The organism is Telluribacter sp. (assembly GCF_035998675.1).
Taxonomy (GTDB): Bacteria; Bacteroidota; Bacteroidia; order Cytophagales; family Spirosomataceae; genus Telluribacter.
On record NZ_DASYHI010000019.1, the window covers coordinates 83,648 to 101,904 of the forward strand.

Sequence of the window (18,257 nt, forward strand, 5' to 3'; positions counted from 1 at the left end):
TAAGCCTCAGGGAATCCGGTTTCAACCTGCTATTTTTCTGATGGCTTTTCTTCTCAACCAGGCAACAAGTACCCAAACTCTCAACTTTACTCTAAAAAATCTTGATGGCTAATAGATGCAATTGTGCGTCTTTGAACTATGGATGCAAATGTCCTATAAAACGTTGCATTCCGAAACTAAAAAAAGATGAACTGTAATTTCTTCCCCCTGAACCGACCATTTTCAATGACCGCGCGGCGGACCGCCAAATTTTTGCAGTGATCAATGTCCTCAATGACCAGTGACCAATGTCTTCAGTAACCAATTGAAATAATGACCAGTGACCAATGTTTTTCAATGAACAATTCAGACAATGACCAGTGACCAATGTTTTCAATGAACAATTCAGACAATGACCAGTGACCAATGCTTTCTCAATGAACAGTTAGGAGGGAGTTGATGAGTGTATGAGTTTATGAGCGGCCAGCGAACTGTTTGTGAGCAGTTACCGCGTGCCGCTGCGGGAGGCGATCCTCCGGGAGGCGCCGCTGCCACGGTGGCTCCTCCGGGAGGCGCTCCTCCGGGAGGCGCTCCTCCGAGCAAGCTATTTCACCCATTTTCAACTTTTTTGGGTAATGCTGTCTTTCGCCCTCACGGCCGGGAGGCGCTCCTCCGGGCGGGCCTCGCCCTCTCAACACCGCTAAATTTTACAGCCCTGCGCAAAGTCAGCCGCACAAATGGCTGTAAAATAAGCGGTGCCGCCCGTGCGGCGGCTTATGAGAGGGCTGATAGAGCTTACATTGTCCATATGCCGTAACAGTTTTAACTTTCAGACTTCCCTTTATCCCGACATCGATGGGACGCGCAGTCCGGGACGCGTAGTATATTCCTGTCCTGCATTCTTCCTCAGCGGCGCCTCGCGCCGCTGCCACTTCGACAGTCAGCCGCAATAATCAATCATTGGTCACTGGCTACTGATCATTGGTCACTGATAACTGGTCACTGATAACTGGTCACTGGTAATTGATAACTGATCATTGGTAACTGATCATTGCTCATTGAAAGAAAGCCGCTCCCCCCGCTTCGACTCGTCAAACTGCCCCCCTTCGTAGGCCAGGTGACCGGAAACGAAGGTGTGGGTAATGCGGGAGCCGAAGGTAGTACCTTCAAAAGGTGACCAGCCGCAGCGCGCGTGGACCGACGCGGGCGTTACCTCCGTGGACTGGTCCAGGTCTACCAGCACCAGGTCGGCCCAGTAGCCTTCGCGCACGTAGCCCCGCTCCCGAACCTGGAAGCAGTCGGCCACGGCGTGGCACATCTTGTCAACCACCCGCTCCAGCGAAATCCGGTCCTGCCGGTAAAACTCCAGCATTACGTTCAGGGAGTGCTGCACCAGCGGCAAGCCCGAGGGGGCCTGCCAGTAGGGCTGCGCCTTTTCGTCGGCCAGGTGCGGGGCGTGGTCGGTGGCGATGACGTCAATCTTGTCGTCGAGCAGGGCCCGGAAAATCTGCTCCTTGTGGTGCGGGGCTTTGATGGACGGGTTGCACTTGATCCGGTTGCCGAGGGTACGGTAGTCTTCCGCGTCGAACCACAGGTGGTGCACGCAGGCCTCCGCCGTCACCAGCTTGGGCGAACCATCGGCCCGCAAGATTTTCCCGTTCACGCGGGTACCCGGTTCAAAAAGCACGGTTTCATCGCCGGTCGAAATATGCAGTATGTGCAGGCGGGTACCGTGCTGATGCGCCAGCGACGACGCGAACTGAGACGATTTCAGGCAGGCCTCCTCGTTCCGGACTATTGCGTGGATGTCGTAAGGTACCTTGTCGCCGTACAGGTCCTGGTAGTAGGCCATGCGCTGCCGCACGGTCGGCTCGTCCTCGCAGTGGGTAGCTATCAGGCCGGGGGCACCCGCAAACAGCCGCTCCAGTACTTCCGGCGCGTCCACCAGCATATTCCCCGTCGACGAGCCCATGAATATCTTGATACCGCACACGCGCTCCCGGTCAGTGCGCATTACTTCGTCGTAGTTGTCGTTGGAGGCCCCCATATAAAAGGAGTAGTTGGCCAGCGAGGTCCGGGCTGCTATCTGGTACTTGTCTTCCAGCAGGGCCTGCGTCAGGGCGTTGGGTACGGTATTGGGCATTTCCATAAAGGAGGTCACACCGCCCGCCACGGCCGCCCGCGCCTCCGACCCAATGGTGGCCTTGTGCGTCAGGCCCGGTTCCCGGAAATGTACCTGGTCGTCAATAACGCCCGGCAGCAGGTACTTCCCCCCGGCGTCAATGACCCTATCCGCCGCCTCATTCTGCAGGTCTTTCCCCATTTTCCGGATGCGCCCGTCCTGTATTAATACATCTGTTTCCTGTATCCTTCCTTCGTTAACCAGCCGGGTATTCAGTAGCAGCGTGCTTTTAGTCTGAGTATAGGAGTTCATGAGTTCAAAAGTTTATGAGTACTGGGGATGGAGAAAGTCTTTATGAGTATATGGGTTTATGAGAACTGTGGTACTCCGGATTTTTAGACCCAAGCTATACAAGGTATCAATCCAGCTGGTACCAGGCCACTTCCTCCCCACAAAAGTACATTATTTCCTATTTCCAGAAATTACTCCTCCACCTTACCCATCCACTCATTCGCCGCACCATCTGAAGGAGAGGCCACTTTACCATTTAATTTTCGTATCATTGATAATTAGTCACTGTCATTACTTGTGGTCCCTTTCCCCAGTGCCCTTGCCTGACCGTGGTATAGTTTTGGTAGCTCTCTTTAATCATTCATTCATCAATCCAAAACACTCATGAAAGCACTCGGAATCATTCTCGCCATTGTGGGCCTGGCCATGCTGATCTTTGGCGGATTCAGCTACCAGTCCGAAGAAAAAGTAGCCGACATCGGCCCCATCGAAATCAACGCCGATAAAACCAAGGAAGTCGCCTGGCCTACCTACGCCGGGGTTATCGTTTTAGTAGCCGGCATCGGGCTGGTTATTTTAGATCGTAACAAAAAATAATGCTGTATGCTATAGGCTTTAAGCTATAGGCACTAAGACAAAAGCAGCAGACCAGGCGTCTGCTGCTTTTGCTTTTGGGAGGTTTAGGGCAGTAGGTCTTATTATTTTCATTCACCTTTCTCAGCTCTTTTGGCTTTATCCAGCTTTTCCGGGTAATTCTTCCTTTTACCCTCCTCATCCGGATTCTTTTGGCTTTATCTAACTTAACCGGGTAATGCTGTAGTTTGCCCTCACGGCCGGGAGGCGCTCTTCAGGGCAAGCTTTTCTGACTCTATTCAACTTTTCCGGGTAATGCTGTAGTTTGCCCTCACGGCCGGGCGGCGCTCTTCAGGGCAAGCTTTTCTGACTCTATTCAACTTTTCCGGGTAATGCTGTAGTTTGCCCTCACGGCCGGGAGGCGCTCCTCATGGCAAGCTTTTCTGACTCTATTCAACTTTTCCGGGTAATGCTGTAGTTTGCCCTCACGGCCGGGCGGGCCCCGCTCTCCCCACGCCTCCTTACCCTGCGGGCCTGCGCAAAGCCAGCCGCACAAATGCCTACAGGCTTAGGTCGGCTTAGGGGAGAGCTGAGAAATTTGACAAAGTACCAATTAGCAACGGAAGTACATGTACTTTTAGATACGTGAATTATACTGTAAAGCTTCTCTCCTATAAGGAGCGGCGGAATTGAGGGAGATATAAAAGGTAAAACTGTTACGACACATGGACAATGCAAGCTCTATCAGCCTTCTCATTAGCCACCTATTTTATAGCCTTATGTGCGCCTGGCTAAAGCAGGGCTGTAAAATTTAGCGGCGTGGGGAGAGCTGAGGATTTTTTGCTGTCTGCCTATTAGTATAGGAAGTTAATTGGTGCAAAATAAAATTGTTTAGCAATGTCTTTGAAAAGTACGCTGCAATCCCCTATCAACGTACATGAACTATGTTAACTCTAACAGCCCTCTCATAAGCCGCATTTTTTTACAGCCATTTGTGCGGCTGGCTAAAGCAGGGCTGTAAAATTTAGCGGTGTTGAGAGGGCGGGGCCCGCCCGGCCGTGAGGGCGAAAGACAGCATTTCCCAACAAAATTTACATAGAGCCAGAAAAGCTCGCCGGGCGCCGCCCGCCCGGCGGAGGAGGGCAAACGATAGCATTACCCGGAAAAGCTGGAAATATTCAAAGAATACCGGCGGAGTGCGAAAACCATCAATACCCGCAATATTTGTAAGTAGCCATGAAATAGTAGGGTACTGCGAAAGTAAACATTACTACATTAATATGACTTGTCATTAACTCATACACTCCCTCCCAACTGGTCACTGATAATTGAGGATTGTTTTCATTAGCTTTGTACGACCAAAACGTACCCTCCAAAAGATACGCATGCTGAGCTGGTTATTTGAGAAGAAAAATAAAAAAGTGCTGGACCTGTCGCGGATCCAGACCGACATCCATTCCCACCTCATCCCCGGGATTGACGACGGCGTGCAGACGCTCGAGGAGTCGGTGGCGATGGTGCAGCGCCTGCAGGAACTGGGGTACCGGCGGGTGATTACCACCCCGCACGTGATCTGGGACTGCTACCGCAATACCCCCGACACCATCCTGGGCGGACTGGCCCAGGTGCAGGAAGCCTGCCAACAGGCGGGCCTTAGCGTGGAGGTAGGCGCCGCCGCCGAGTACTTCATTGACGAACACTTCGTGGAAATGCTCGAGGGAAAGCAGCCCCTCCTGACCCTGCCCGGCAACCGCCTGCTCGTGGAGCTCCCCTACTCTACGCCGCTCATGAACACCGCCGAAACCCTGTTCTCCATTATCCAGCACGGCTACCGGCCCGTCCTGGCGCATCCCGAACGCTACACCTACTTCTACGCCGACCCGACCATCTACCGCAAGCTCTGCCATCAAGGCTGCGAGCTGCAGGTCAACGCCCTGTCGCTCACCGGCTACTACGGCGAAGGCATCACCCGCATGGCCGACTGGCTCCTGCGCGAGGGCCTCATCACCTACCTCGGCACCGACGCCCACCGCATGCAGCACCTCGACCTCCTCCTCAAAGCCCAAAAATCCCCCTGGCTGGAACGCTACGCCTTTCGCAATGACCAGTTACCGATGAGTGAATGAGTGAATGAGTGAATGAGTGAATGAGTGATTGAGCGAATGAGTGATTGAGCGGCCACCGCTTTGGAGAATACCTGGGACGCGCAGTCCGGGACGCGCAGTCCAGGCGGTGCAGTGTACTCCTCTCCTCCTTTCGAACCTTTCCTCCCTTCAACCCTTCCTCCTTTCGAACCTTTCCTCCCTTCGAACCTTTCCTCCTTTCCTCCCTTCCTCCTTTCCTCCGCAGCGGCGGCCGCCTTTCCAACCCTTCTAACCTTTCAGGCTAACCAATTTATCAAACGGTATCGCAGCCCAACGTCTCTCTCCGTACCTTGCGTAGGTTAATTCAGAATTAACTGCTCATTGGTAACTGCTTATTGGTCATTTGGTAATTGATATAGATAAGTGAATAGAGTTGTAAAGTATGCCATTAGGTTTGTCAGGCTGAGCGGAGTCGAAGCCCGGGCATCGACTCCGCTCAGCCTGACAAAAGTTTACAAACTAATTCATCTATCAATAACTGCTCATTGACGGTCCGCCGCGCGGTCATTGAAAAAATGGTACTGTTTTTGTGGGCGGGGCATTAACTTGTTAAAACTCATATTGTATTTTCAAAATTAGTTTACCTTTATAGGAATTTTAGTTCGTAACCCCATCCTCATGAGAGAAGTGTACCCCTCGCTGGCGCGTTTGGCCGCGTACTGTGCTTTGTTTGTTACCCTCGGCTCCGGCCTCAGCTCCTGCGTTTCGCCCAAAACCATTGTCTATTTCCAGGGAGAAGACCTAAAATATTCTTCTGATAATATCACCCAGAGCTACGTCCCCACCATCCAGTCCAGCGACCTGCTCTCCATCGTGGTAGGGAGCCTCAGCCCCGAATCCAACGAAATCTTCAACATGCCCAACCAGTTCAATACCTCCAGTATGAACTACTCCGCCACCGGCGGCGGGGCGCGGGCCCAGTCCGTGGGCTACCTCGTGGACCACGAAGGCAACATCGAAATGCCCCTGGTGGGGAAGGTTAATATAGGCGGCTTACAAACCCAGGTGGCTTCCGATACCATCCGGAAGAAGCTGCTCGCCTACCTGCGTGAGCCTACCGTCAGCATCCGGACGCTCAACTTCAAGGTATCCGTCCTGGGCGAGGTCAACCGCCCGGCCGTGTACGTTATTCCCGACGAGCGCATCACCCTGCCCGAGGTACTCTCTCTCGCCGGCGACCTCACCATCTACGGCAAGCGCGACAACATCCTCATCATCCGCGAGGAAAACGGCAAGCGCGAGTACGCCCGCGTGGACTTCACCTCCCGCGACGTCTTCCGCTCGCCCTACTACTACCTGCACAAAAACGACGTCATCTACATTGAGCCCATCAAGGCCCGCATGACCACCACCGACCGCAACGTACAGCTCATCCCCATGATCACCGGTATCGTCTCCGCGCTGGGCATTCTGGCGCTAAACTTGTCCCGCGGCTTCTGATAAAGCATAGCATCTTTTTCCGAAGTAGTTAGTTGATTCCCATACTTTAGTACCGTTTGATAAATTTTTGTACTTTTTAAATTAGCCGAAACCTTTTGCGGCTATCTTTGTTACCATGACTGACCGTACCACCGTGGCAGTACCTGTAGAGTACGCCGAGACCGAGGAGCAAGACTTTAACCTACAGGAGTACCTGCGCCGGTACCTCCGTTACTGGTACCTGTTCCCCCTGTTCGTGGGCCTCACGCTCACCGCCGCCTTCTTCTACTTACAAATTGCCCAGCCCATCTACCAGTCTACCGCTACCCTCCTCATCAAGGACGAGAAAAAGGGCGTGGGCGGCTCCGCTACCGATATGCTCGAGGAACTCACCCAGTTCAGCGGCAATAAGCTCGTCGAGAACGAAGTGGAGATCCTGCAGTCCCAGACCCTCATGGGCCAGGTCATCAACGAACTGGGCCTGCCGGTAGCCTACCAGACCCGCGACGGCCTCGCTACCCTTGATCTCTACAAGCAAAGCCCCATTATCGTAGAACCTAAGGTACTTACTGCTCACGCCTACCAGGAGCCCCTCGTCATTCAGCTGGAGGACGCCGGATTCCGGATCAACGGCGAAAGCGAGGTCCGTACCTTCGGCAAAACCTTCCGCAACGAGTGGGGCGAGTTTACGGTCAGGCGGGGAGTTACCCACGACGCCCCCGGCTCCCCCGTCCGCGAAGTAAAAGTCCTCTTTAAAGACCCCGTAGCTCTCATTGAAGGAATGCGCGGACGGTTATCCGTGACCCAGCCCAACGTCAAGAGCACCGTCCTGACCCTTACCTTCGACGACCCCTCCGTGCAGCGCGGCAAGGACGTCCTCAACAAGCTGCTGGACGTGTATATTCAGTCGTCGCTCAACGACAAAAACCGCGAAGCCTCCAACACCCTCAAGTTCATTGAAGACCGCCTCGGCCTCATTACCGGCGAGCTGGGCGACGTCGAAAAAGACGTGGAGGTATACAAGCGCGAGCAGGGCCTGACCGACATCAGCGCCGAGTCGCAGCTGTTCCTCGAAAACATCAAGGAAAACGACACCAAGCTCAACGAGGTCAACGTGCAGCTCCGCATTCTGGAAAGCGTCGAAAGCTACATCCAGAGCGACAACGACGCCATCGCGCCCGCCACCTACATGATCAACGACCCCGTGCTGGTGTCGCTGCTCACCCGCTTCAACGAGCTGGCCATCCAGCGCGAGCGCTACGCCCGCACCACCGCCGCCAGCAACCCCCTGCTCGAGACCGTCAACACCCAGCTGGCCAACACCCGGCAGGCCATCCGCGAAAACGTCCAGAACCTCAAGCGCGGCCTCGACCTCAGCCGCCAGAACCTCCAGTCGGTTAACAACCGCTTCTCGGCGGGCCTCCGCAGCATTCCCCAGAAGGAGCGCGAGTACGTGGGCATCAAGCGCCAGCAGACCATCAAGGAGGGCCTCTACCTCTACCTCTTACAAAAGCGCGAGGAAACCGCCCTGGCCTACGCCTCCACAGTTACCGACAGCCGCCTCGTCGACGCCCCCACGGCCTCTTTCCTGCCCATCAAGCCCAGGCGGGCCATCGTGTGGCTGGGCGCGGCCGGAGCCGGTTTTGTGATCCCGCTCTTACTCATCAACCTGCTCTTCATGCTCAACAACACCGTGCAAACCCGCGACGACATTGAGCAGCTCGGCAAGGTATCCATCCTGGGCGAAATTGGCCTGCTTAAGAAGGCCTCCAACCCGGAGTCCATCATCAAAATGACCAGCCGCTCGGCCGTAGCCGAGCAGTTCCGGGCGCTGCGCACCAACCTACAATACCTGGGCGACGGCCGCTGCCGCACCCTCATGCTTACCTCCTCCATCGGGGGCGAGGGCAAAAGCTTCGTCAGCATTAACCTGGCCGCCAGCCTCGCCTACTCCGACAAGCGGGTTATTCTGGTCGGTCTGGACCTCCGCAAGCCCTCCCTGCAGGAGCGCCTGCAGGTACCCAACGACCGCGGCGTCACCAACTACCTCATCGGGCAGAGCGCCCTCTCCGACCTCATTCAGCCCACGGGCGTACACCCGAAGTTCGACGTCATTAGCAGCGGCCCCATTCCGCCCAACCCCTCCGAGCTGCTGAGCAACGGTCGCCTGCCCCAGCTCCTGACCGAGCTGCGCGAGCGCTACGACTACGTCCTCATCGACTCCCCGCCCTTTGGCCTCGTTACCGATTCCGCCATCATCAGCGAGCATACCGACGCAACCCTCTACCTCGTGCGCTTCAACTATACCATGCGCGATCACCTGCGACACATCGGTGAGCTCAGCCGCAGCCGCCGCTTCGCTAACCTGAGCGTGGTCTTTAATGGCGTCAACTACGGAGCGGGCTACGGCTACGGCTACGGCTACGGGGGTTACGGTTACGGTTATTACGATGGCGAAAAGGAAAGTAAAGTACGGGGATGGCAGTATAGATTGAAAAATATAGTGAATAGTTAGAATAAATAAATTTATGTAATGTATAAAACAAACACATTCAGGTGACTTTATGCAATTAACTGATGAGACCAGAGTTTCGTACAAAGTTCATGTGTACTGCCCAATAAAATATAAATCAAGCAAACAAATACATTAAGTACATTCATATCTCATATTATGCGCACAGAAAATAGTAGAAGCCCCAGTTTAACCACAAACATTCTTTTTGTAACAGAGGAAAGGAAACTGATATTAAATATAAATCCCCCAACAAGTTCTAAGGGCACATAATGTTTACTACAAATTTTTATAAAAGGCAACTAAAAAATCAGATAAGCTTAAAAAGTATTTCAAAAAGTTCATGGGCTATAGTAGACCAAGCATTATTTGCAGGGTCAAATTTTATAGTAAACATCATATTAGCAAGATGGATGTCACAAACGGAATATGGTGCATTCTCATTAGCATTTTCAATATTTTTATTACTAGGAATTATCCAAAGTTCTTTTTGGACTGAACCGCTATTAATTTTTGGTTCTAACTTATTTCAAAAAAGATTAATAAATTATTATTCGATATTAAAATCGTTACAATGGAAATTTACATTAACAATTTCGTTATTATTAATAACTTTTGGCATTTATTTAAATAAGATAGACGAAAAAGAACTTTCTTATGCAATCTGGGGGACAAGTATTGCAAGCCCCTTTATACTGCATATGTGGATAACACGTAGGTATTGTTATTTAATAATGAAACCAAGAATTGCTGCTTATGGAGGTTTAACATATATGCTTTTATTTGTCCCTAGTGCAATATTAGTAGGTAAAGTGTTTAAATTGAATATAATTACAGCATTCCTTTTGATGGGTGTAGCAAGCTATCTTTCAGCATTAGCAATAAATACCAAATTACCATTAAATAATAAAACATCAAAAAAACTTTTTATACTTCCATTTATTTACCGAAATCATTGGAAGTATGGCAGCTGGTCGTTTTTAGCAGGCATATTTTATTGGGTATTTGGAAACATAAATTATATATTATTGCCTTATTATGAAAGTTTAGAGGTAGTTGCGTCTTATAAAGCTTTAACAAATTTAATACTTCCAATTATTAATATAAATGTGGCCATAACTGGTTTATTAATACCAATATTTTCACGTGCAAAATCAGATAATTTATTAAAAGAAAAGTTAAAAACCATAACGAAACTATTAGCAACTTCTTCAATAATATATTGGATATTTTTAATATTATTTGGAGATATAATACTCAAATGGCTATATAATGAAACATATTTAGAATTAACATTCTTATTAGTAATATTAGGAATATCTCCAATATGTAGCGCAATAACAAATATTTATATATCAGTGCTTAGAACTTTTGAAAAATCTAAAACAATAACAACAGTATATTTATTTGGCTCGTTACTAACATTAGGCTTAGGTGTTCTACTTATCCCGTATTATGGCTTAGTCGGGGCTATAGTTTCATTTGTTTTCACAAATCTAGTATTAATGTTATCATTTTACATAAAAGTATCAAAACTTCTAAATAGGCCTCTAGAAATGATAAAATAATCCATAATTGTATAAAATAAAACCAAAGTAATACCAAGCATAAGTAAAGTAAGTCAGTAAATGGAAATATATAGAAGAAAATTAATAAGCAATAAAATAAAATTATCAGAATATGGACTCTACATATCTTTATTCCCAATCTTTGGAATAACACAAACAGATGTAACAGGCTTTACAACTTTAGAATATACAAATCCATCATTTATTTTAAGAGGTGTTTTTAATACAATAGTTTGTCTATACCTTATTTATTATATAGCAAAAGAAAAAAATGTCAATACATTGTTTTCTGGAGGTTTTGGTCATTTCTACTTTTGGTACATAATAGGTGGCATAATTTCATTATTGATGCATACACCAACAAACATTAATTCATGGATTAAGTCTATTGAAATCATAACAATAACGAGTTTAGCATTATTATCATATAAAAATTTACAGAGTACTATTGGCTTAAAAAGCGCGGTGAATAAAGTCTTTCTAATATCTTTAAACCTATTCTTTATCATAGTGGCGACGGCAATAATGATAGGTTTATTTAATATGAACTTGATATATGGAACAAGTGAAGAAAGAGGGGTAAGGCTAGGAGCCACTTTTTTACATCCAAATACATTAGCATTGGGTTCAGTATGCATTATTATAATGTCATGGATGCTAAAAAACCAAAATTTTATCAGTAAGAAAAAAGCAGGATTTATTTATATATTATCAATTACAATAATTTATTTTACAAAAAGTGCTAGCGGAGTATTAGTAATGATAATAGCAATACTTTTGATCACACTATATCAAAAAAATAACTTCATACGGATATTATTTGTTACTACTATCTTATTTTTTGTAGTATCATTCTTTCTTAACAATAAAATTGAAACCATAATAACAGAAGGAGGTGGAACTTGGATAGATAGAAGCTTGGTATATAATAAAACGGTCAAAGGAATAAAGGAAAACTTAATTTGGGGCGTTGGGGTATTTGAAGGAGAGAAACAATTCTTTAAGAATCAAAACATGTTTTCAAATTGGTTACCATCTCATCCGCATAATTTTATTCTTGAACTTTTATTAGCAAGAGGTTTCATTTTATCAATTCCAACAGTTTTTCTCATCTTTTATTGTTTGGTTCACGCACTAAAAGAAATAACTTATAGAAAAAATATAAATAAAGTTTCATTCTCAATAATATTTATAGTTATTCTGTTTCATGGCCTGATCGAATCCTCTATTGCAGGGCCATTTAAACCCTTTTGTCATACATATTTTATAATTGCAACATTTCTATTTTTGAATAAAAATAAAGCCAATGATAGAAAGATAATAAAAGTTAATTATGCAAATAATATAAATTGAGAAAGTTTTATTTAGATACTTATTTAAATTTATGTAAAGAACTTATAAAATAAAGATTATAAAAAGAGTAACTTAAGATGTAATTTTCAAGTAAAGTAATGCTATTGGAAATTATAAACTTATTGATATACTATTTATTTGCATATTACTAACCGATGCAACCAATACCTGGATATATTTTTACTACAAGATTAGGAATAAACTATGTACAGGCATAATAAAACGTTTAGGATCAAAAGTGATAATAAAGAACAAATGCTATTTTGGCAATGGAAATTTGCTCAGCGTTAGCAATAACTCACAATTAGACCAAAACTCAAAATTGTTAGGCCATATAACCATAGAAAATAATGTTATGATGGGCCCTGATGTAGTTATCATGGCTATAACACATGATATTTCCGATACTTCAAAATTAATGAACGACCCAACAAACCCTTCTATAAGTAAGCATGAAATAATAGGTAATAATGTCTGGATTGGGACACGGGTTATATTAATGCCAGGGGTAAAATTATCTGTAATTGCAAAATTGAGGCAGGGGCTGTTATCACAAAATCCTTTCCCGCAAACAGCGTGGTTGGGGGTGTACCAGCGAAAGTTTTATATAATTGAATTTCAAATTTCTTATAATAAGAAACAATGGCAGAAAGGTCAGAAGTAGATAATATGCAAAGGTTGATGTTCATCAACTTTCTAACCTTTTTAAAGGATCAAAATATTGATTACTCAATTTTGGGCAATATAAATAATTTACCAGAAAAAATAGACTCTGATATTGATATTTCATTCAGTCAACAAATATACAATAACATTGAAAGATTGATTCAAGTATATTGTTCAAAATATAATTATCGTCTATGCAACTGCTTTAATCATGAAATTTCATCTAAATACTTTCTGATTGTTTATTTGAATGAAAAAACAAAAATATCAACTTTCCTTGCAATTGATGCTTGCTCAGATTATTATAGAAATAATAAATTAATACTAACTTGGGAAAAGCTATTAGAAAACAATCAAATAATAAGTAAAAGAAATTGTGATTTCAAGGTTTGTAACACGACAGTTTCATTTTTGTATTATTTTATAAAGAGGGTTGAAAAGAAAAAAGTATCAAAAGATAGCTTTACATATTTAAAGAGTCTATGGGATTTAGAAACAGATGCCATTAAAAAAGAATTAAGAAATATCTATGGCAGCGCTGGATTAAATCAAATTGAATTACTTTTCAATAAGAACGTATACGATGGTATAAATGCCGAACTACTAAATAATCTTACTAATTTTTCTACTAATAGAATAAAAATTTATGACATATATAAAGAGTATCTAAGAATTTATAATAGGATAATCAAACCAACAGGCCTGGTTATTGCATTTTTAGGATGTGACGGTTCAGGTAAGTCTACTATCATAAATAACATTTACAATCGACACCTAAGTAATTCAATATTTAGAGATAAGAAATATTTTCATCTATGTCCAGAGTTCATTCAAAAGCCTAAAATTGCCAGTGAAAATCCTCATTCACTAAAAACTCGAAACTCTTTTCTATCAAGTATAAAAATTATTTTTCTGTTATTTAAGTACGTAATTAGTTTTTGGCTTTTGGTATATCCCAAAAAGGCTAAAAGTAATATAATATTCTTTGATAGATACTTCCATGATATTCTCATAGACCCAATACGATATCGTCATGGCGGTAGTTTAAAATTGGCAACACTAGTAGGAAAGATAGTTCCAAAACCAGATCTATTTTTTATTATTGATGCTCCGCCTGATTTACTTTTATTGCGCAAACAAGAAGTTAGCTTTATTGAAGCCGAAAGGCAAAGTAAAGCATATAGAAAAATCGCAAGCAAATTAAGTAATGCATTTATCATTGACAATTCAGCAAATTCTGAAATTGCTACATTACAAATAGAAACTATTCTTTTAGATTATCTTGCAGGGCGTCTGAAAATTCATGGATCCTAAACTTTATTATTTTCCTCCTTGGCGAAAACAATTCATTTTCTCTTCAACTTTTATCCACAATAAATTGGTGAGGAAAAAATTTTATTACGCTTATAACCATTTCACAGCGTTAATTTGGAAGCTTTGGCTTTACTTTCCTTTTTTTAGAAAACTATTCGTCTACAATCCGGATGATTTTCCATCATACTTTAGTGAAGTAAAAGATAAATTCAACCTAGTAGAAGCAAATTGCTTAATAAATCTGGGTACACCAGGACCAGATCAAAAAATAACAATAATAATTACTAAAAATCTTGGACAATCTTTTTTCATTAAAGCAGGGAATACCAACAGAGCAAAGGAGCTGATTTTAAATGAAGCTCGTGTGTTGATGGACCTTTCGGAGAATAAATTGTTCCCAACATTTATCGATTTTGAAGAGTGTGAGCATCTTTCCTACCTTACTACATCTGTTTTGGATGGCAAAAAGCTTTCAAACATTCTTTTAAATCAACAAATAATTTCTCTTTCTATTTATATTAACTCTCTTAAAGAGGTGCATCATAATGCAGATGGTTTAATATATACATTTAGTCATGGTGATTTTTGTCCATGGAATTTGATGGATGATAATAATAATTTTAAAGTCTTTGACTGGGAATTGGCCGGCTATTATCCTCTTGGCTTCGATTTATTTACCTTTGCATTTCAAACAAATTTTTTACTTTATCCAAAGAAATCATTTAGCTCAATTATGAGTGAGAATTTGACTAGCTTTGAAGAATATTTTACTGTCTATTATATTGGAAATTTTAAGCCATATTTAATTAATTTTCTTACGATTAAGTTGAATACTACAATTAATAAATCCTCAAAACTTTATAGTAAATATTTGCAATTATACCATGAGTACCAATGAAATTTAAAATATTACTTTCCGCTTATGCTTGTGAACCAAATAAAGGATCAGAACCTGCTGTTGGTTGGAATTGGGCACTTGAAATATCAAAAATGGGTCATGAGGTTTGGGTAATAACTCGTTTAAATAATAAAAAAACTATTGATGCATATCCTTCAATTCCACATAACTTACATTTTATTTATTATGATCTTCCATCTAAAATATTAAAATTTAAAAAATATTTTGGGACTAGGATATACTATTTTCTTTGGCAAATTAATATTTCAAATTTAGCCAAAAAATTACATAATACATATAATTTTGATTTAGTTCACCATATAACGTTTGTTACCTTACGATTCCCAAGCTTCCTTTATAAAATTGAGGCTCCCTTCATTTTTGGTCCCGTTGCTGGTGGTGAAGAACCGACACTTAAACTTATTAATTCTTTACCACTTCGATATAAAGTATATGAATATATTAGATTATTATCTAATAGGTCTCTTAAAATAAATCCATTTTCCAACAGTGCATTAGAATCTTCTAAAGTCATTTTTTGCGCAACCGAGGACACAAAAAATGTTTTATCTGAAAAATTTAAATATAAATCTTTTGTTAATAGCGCCATAGGCATTTCTAATACGCCTAGACATTGTCCAACTTTGAAGTCTATAAAAAATGTTGACGTTTTCCATTTACTTTATGTAGGGCAAATAATTCCACTAAAAGGAATTCATATCTTATTAAAATCAATTGCTTTTTTAAAGAATGAAGGCATAAATGTCCATTTAACTATTATTGGTAGGGGAAATTATCAAATTCACCTGCAAAAACTTTCACAACTGCTAAATATTGACAATCAAATTGAGTGGGTAAAATGGCTTCCTCAGGAGGAGTTACATGAATATTATAAAAAAGGTCATTTGTTAGTTTTTCCTAGCTTTCATGACAGTGGAGGATTTGTTATTTTAGAAGCTTTTTCCAATGGAATGCCTGCCTTGTGTTTAGACATTGGTGGTCCAAACCAAATCGTCAATAGCTCTTGTGGTATAAAAATTAGTACTAAAAATACTTCTATTGAACAAATTATAATTGGTTTTGCTGATAGTATAAAACTTTTGAAAAACGATGAGCTTTTATTAACTAGTTTGTCACAAGGAGCTATTAATCGAGCACATGAATTTTCATGGTCAAAAATTGTAAATTCTGCATATGATGTTATTGATTCTAAATTAAAAAATAATGAACATTCTTATTTTGCATAATTACTACAATAATCAAGGTGGCGAAGATTCAGTAGTACTGAATGAAATGAATTTACTAATTTCTTATGGTCATAACGTTGAAATCCTAAAATTTTCTAATGATGATTTCAATACTCCATTTGGTAAACTTACAGCCCCCTTTTTGACAGTTTTCAACCCTGTTACAGCTCAAATTTTAAAAAATAAAATTAAATCCTTTAAACCAAATCTTATTCACATCCATAATTTATTTTACAATATTTCCCCGTCTGTACTATTTATTGCATCTAAAGCTAAGTTACCCGTAATTATGACTGTTCATAATTACCGTTTAATCTGTACTGCGGCTACTCTTTTAAAAAATGGCGAAATTTGTGAGCTTTGTATTAAGAAAAAAATTGGTTGGGATGGTATACTAAATAGCTGTTTTCAGAAATCTTATATCAAAACGTTTCAACTCTCTTTTATTATCTCTGCTCATAATTATTTAGGTACTTGGAAAAACAAAATAAATAAATTTATTTTTTTAACCGACTTTTCTAGACAAAAATTTATTAATTCTTCTCTTGGTATTTCTTCTTTACAAACTTCTATTAAGCCTAATTTTGTTATGGATAATGGTTTTTCTCCCTTAGAAGGTAGAGAAAACCTTATTATCTTTATAGGCCGGTTAACTAATGAGAAAGGTGTAAAATTAATTCTTGATATTGCTTCCCGCTGTAGCGTTAAAATTGAAATTATTGGTGATGGTCCACTTGCTATTGATGTCCAAAATGCAGCTAACCTTTACTCCTCCTTGACCTACTGGGGGCAAAAGGATTCAAACTTTATAATTAATCGTTTGAAAAAATCAAAAGCTTTACTATTTCCTTCTATTTCTTTTGAAGGTCTTCCAATGACCATTTTAGAAGCTTTTTCAACTGGGACTCCAGTAATAGCTACAAATATTGACAATATTAATTCAATAGTTATCCATGGAAAAGATGGTTTTCTTTTTTGCAAAAATGATGCCAATGATTTGATTAGTGTTATTTCAGAAATTATGGATAATAAAAACAGTAATTTATATGAAAATGCTAGGAAGACTTATGAGGATGTTTACTCCCCTGAGGCAAATTACAAAAATCTTATTAATATTTATAAGTCTGTTCTAGATAATGAAAAAGCTCTTTAATTTTTTCCCCATTACTGTAAACCCTTTTACATCTGTTATCGATGAAATAATCTTTTTGGCGACAAAAAAGCGTTCATACTACATTTGTGTAGCTAACGTTCATATGGTAGGTGAGGCAAAGTCTGACTCTGAAATGGCTCGAGCTTTGTATGATGCTGAATTAGTAATTCCTGATGGTATGCCATTAGTGTTTGTTATGCGATGGCTTTATGGCATAAATCAAGAACGAGTCGCAGGATGTGATTTGTTTCCATTATTGCTTGCTCGATCAGCACAAGTAGGGATTAAGGTTTTTTTTCTAGGGTCCACTGAATACGTTTTGCAATCTCTTGTAGAACGCTGCCGAGTAGATATCCCAAACTTAATCATAGCTGGTATACATTCTCCTCCTTTTCGGCCTGCCACCTTTGGCGAACGAGTTGAATTGATTCAAACAATAAATGAATCTGGTGCACAACTAGTTTTTGTTTCTTTGGGTTGCCCAAAGCAAGAAAAATGGATGGCTGAAATGAAAGGAAATATTCACTGTGTCATGATTGGAGTTGGCAATGCTTTTCCTGTCTACGCCCGCGTAGAAAAACTAGCTCCTCAATGGATGAGAGAACTAAGTCTTGAATGGATATTTCGACTATGTCAAGACCCAAAGCGACTTTGGAAACGATACCTTTTTAATAATACAATCTTTTTAAAATTGTTTATTAAAGAATGGATCAAAATTAAATTACTAAACAATTCCTCAATTTAGATTTGTAACATTGTTCTATTGATGGAAAATTAGATAAAACTTATACTCGGTAGCACTTAGTACATAATAACATACCGTTTGATAAATTTTTATACTTCTAGTTGGTGTATTGCTCTGAAAATGTACAACTTGTAGCCCTATTCAAGCAGAATCTATAGTTACTCCAGTTACTCCTGCTGTTTTCAATCGTAATGTAAGAGTTTAGGTAGTGTGCCGGCAGATTAGTTCCGGCTGATAGGTGGCGGGTCAGGTACCTTACATCAGCGGATGTAA

Annotated in this window: 13 protein-coding genes; 12 read left to right on the plus strand and 1 reads right to left on the minus strand. The window is 42.1% G+C overall.

Annotation, left to right across the window (positions count from 1 at the left end):
• Window positions 1-1,027: 1,027 nt before the first annotated feature.
• Window positions 1,028-2,413, minus strand: coding sequence for a dihydroorotase (locus VGN67_RS12650; protein ID WP_327487207.1), 1,386 nt, complete (start codon window positions 2,411-2,413; stop codon window positions 1,028-1,030).
• Between the two features lie 363 nt (window positions 2,414-2,776).
• On the opposite strand from VGN67_RS12650, the gene VGN67_RS12655 reads away from it, so the two are divergent.
• The 12 genes from VGN67_RS12655 to VGN67_RS12710 all read left to right on the plus strand — a co-directional run bounded on the left by VGN67_RS12655 (window position 2,777) and on the right by VGN67_RS12710 (window position 17,984).
• Entirely contained in the window at window positions 2,777-2,989 is a 213-nt protein-coding gene (locus VGN67_RS12655) for a DUF3185 family protein (RefSeq protein WP_327487208.1), read from the plus strand.
• Window positions 2,990-4,293: 1,304 nt separating this feature from the next.
• Complete coding sequence (locus VGN67_RS12660; RefSeq protein WP_327487209.1) at window positions 4,294-5,091, plus strand: tyrosine-protein phosphatase; 798 nt, start codon at window positions 4,294-4,296, stop codon at window positions 5,089-5,091.
• A 636-nt stretch (window positions 5,092-5,727) separates the two neighbouring features.
• The gene (locus VGN67_RS12665; RefSeq protein WP_327487210.1) at window positions 5,728-6,549 is read left to right on the plus strand and encodes a polysaccharide biosynthesis/export family protein; all 822 of its coding nucleotides are present in this window, start codon (window positions 5,728-5,730) and stop codon (window positions 6,547-6,549) included.
• Window positions 6,550-6,664: 115 nt separating this feature from the next.
• A complete protein-coding gene (locus VGN67_RS12670; RefSeq protein ID WP_327487211.1) occupies window positions 6,665-9,043 on the plus strand; it encodes a GumC family protein in 2,379 nt (792 codons plus the stop codon).
• A 269-nt stretch (window positions 9,044-9,312) separates the two neighbouring features.
• Window positions 9,313-10,608 carry a lipopolysaccharide biosynthesis protein gene (locus VGN67_RS12675; RefSeq protein WP_327487212.1) on the plus strand — a complete coding sequence of 432 codons (1,296 nt, stop codon included), beginning with the start codon at window positions 9,313-9,315 and terminating at the stop codon, window positions 10,606-10,608.
• A 60-nt stretch (window positions 10,609-10,668) separates the two neighbouring features.
• Window positions 10,669-11,961: an O-antigen ligase family protein gene (locus VGN67_RS12680; protein ID WP_327487213.1), complete on the plus strand. Its 1,293-nt coding sequence runs from the start codon at window positions 10,669-10,671 to the stop codon at window positions 11,959-11,961.
• 238 nt (window positions 11,962-12,199) lie between these two features.
• Window positions 12,200-12,625: a hypothetical protein gene (locus VGN67_RS12685; RefSeq protein ID WP_327487214.1), complete on the plus strand. Its 426-nt coding sequence runs from the start codon at window positions 12,200-12,202 to the stop codon at window positions 12,623-12,625.
• Window positions 12,604-13,941, plus strand: a complete 1,338-nt coding sequence (locus VGN67_RS12690; protein WP_327487215.1) for a hypothetical protein — start codon at window positions 12,604-12,606, stop codon at window positions 13,939-13,941. The genes VGN67_RS12685 and VGN67_RS12690 overlap by 22 nt, the downstream gene beginning before the upstream one ends.
• Entirely contained in the window at window positions 13,931-14,839 is a 909-nt protein-coding gene (locus tag VGN67_RS12695; protein WP_327487216.1) for a phosphotransferase, read from the plus strand. Before VGN67_RS12690 ends, VGN67_RS12695 begins: the two co-directional genes overlap by 11 nt.
• The gene (locus VGN67_RS12700) at window positions 14,836-16,086 is read left to right on the plus strand and encodes a glycosyltransferase family 4 protein (RefSeq protein WP_327487217.1); all 1,251 of its coding nucleotides are present in this window, start codon (window positions 14,836-14,838) and stop codon (window positions 16,084-16,086) included. The genes VGN67_RS12695 and VGN67_RS12700 overlap by 4 nt, the downstream gene beginning before the upstream one ends.
• Window positions 16,064-17,239, plus strand: a complete 1,176-nt coding sequence (locus VGN67_RS12705) for a glycosyltransferase family 4 protein (protein ID WP_327487218.1) — start codon at window positions 16,064-16,066, stop codon at window positions 17,237-17,239. Before VGN67_RS12700 ends, VGN67_RS12705 begins: the two co-directional genes overlap by 23 nt.
• On the plus strand, window positions 17,223-17,984 hold the full coding sequence (locus VGN67_RS12710; RefSeq protein WP_327487219.1) for a WecB/TagA/CpsF family glycosyltransferase: 762 nt from the start codon (window positions 17,223-17,225) through the stop codon (window positions 17,982-17,984). Before VGN67_RS12705 ends, VGN67_RS12710 begins: the two co-directional genes overlap by 17 nt.
• The last annotated feature ends 273 nt before the right edge of the window (window positions 17,985-18,257 follow it).

Excerpts from the sequence above, each read along its gene's own strand:
- VGN67_RS12650 (WP_327487207.1), bottom strand. The coding sequence starts at position 2,413 with ATGAACTCCTATACTCAGACTAAAAGCACGCTGCTACTGAATACCCGG.
- VGN67_RS12675 (WP_327487212.1), top strand. The coding sequence starts at position 9,313 with ATGTTTACTACAAATTTTTATAAAAGGCAACTAAAAAATCAGATAAGC.
- VGN67_RS12665 (WP_327487210.1), top strand. The coding sequence starts at position 5,728 with ATGAGAGAAGTGTACCCCTCGCTGGCGCGTTTGGCCGCGTACTGTGCT.
- VGN67_RS12670 (WP_327487211.1), top strand. The coding sequence starts at position 6,665 with ATGACTGACCGTACCACCGTGGCAGTACCTGTAGAGTACGCCGAGACC.
- VGN67_RS12710 (WP_327487219.1), top strand. The coding sequence starts at position 17,223 with ATGAAAAAGCTCTTTAATTTTTTCCCCATTACTGTAAACCCTTTTACA.
- VGN67_RS12690 (WP_327487215.1), top strand. The coding sequence starts at position 12,604 with ATGGCAGAAAGGTCAGAAGTAGATAATATGCAAAGGTTGATGTTCATC.
- VGN67_RS12655 (WP_327487208.1), top strand. The coding sequence starts at position 2,777 with ATGAAAGCACTCGGAATCATTCTCGCCATTGTGGGCCTGGCCATGCTG.
- VGN67_RS12695 (WP_327487216.1), top strand. The coding sequence starts at position 13,931 with ATGGATCCTAAACTTTATTATTTTCCTCCTTGGCGAAAACAATTCATT.
- VGN67_RS12680 (WP_327487213.1), top strand. The coding sequence starts at position 10,669 with ATGGAAATATATAGAAGAAAATTAATAAGCAATAAAATAAAATTATCA.
- VGN67_RS12700 (WP_327487217.1), top strand. The coding sequence starts at position 14,836 with ATGAAATTTAAAATATTACTTTCCGCTTATGCTTGTGAACCAAATAAA.
- VGN67_RS12705 (WP_327487218.1), top strand. The coding sequence starts at position 16,064 with ATGAACATTCTTATTTTGCATAATTACTACAATAATCAAGGTGGCGAA.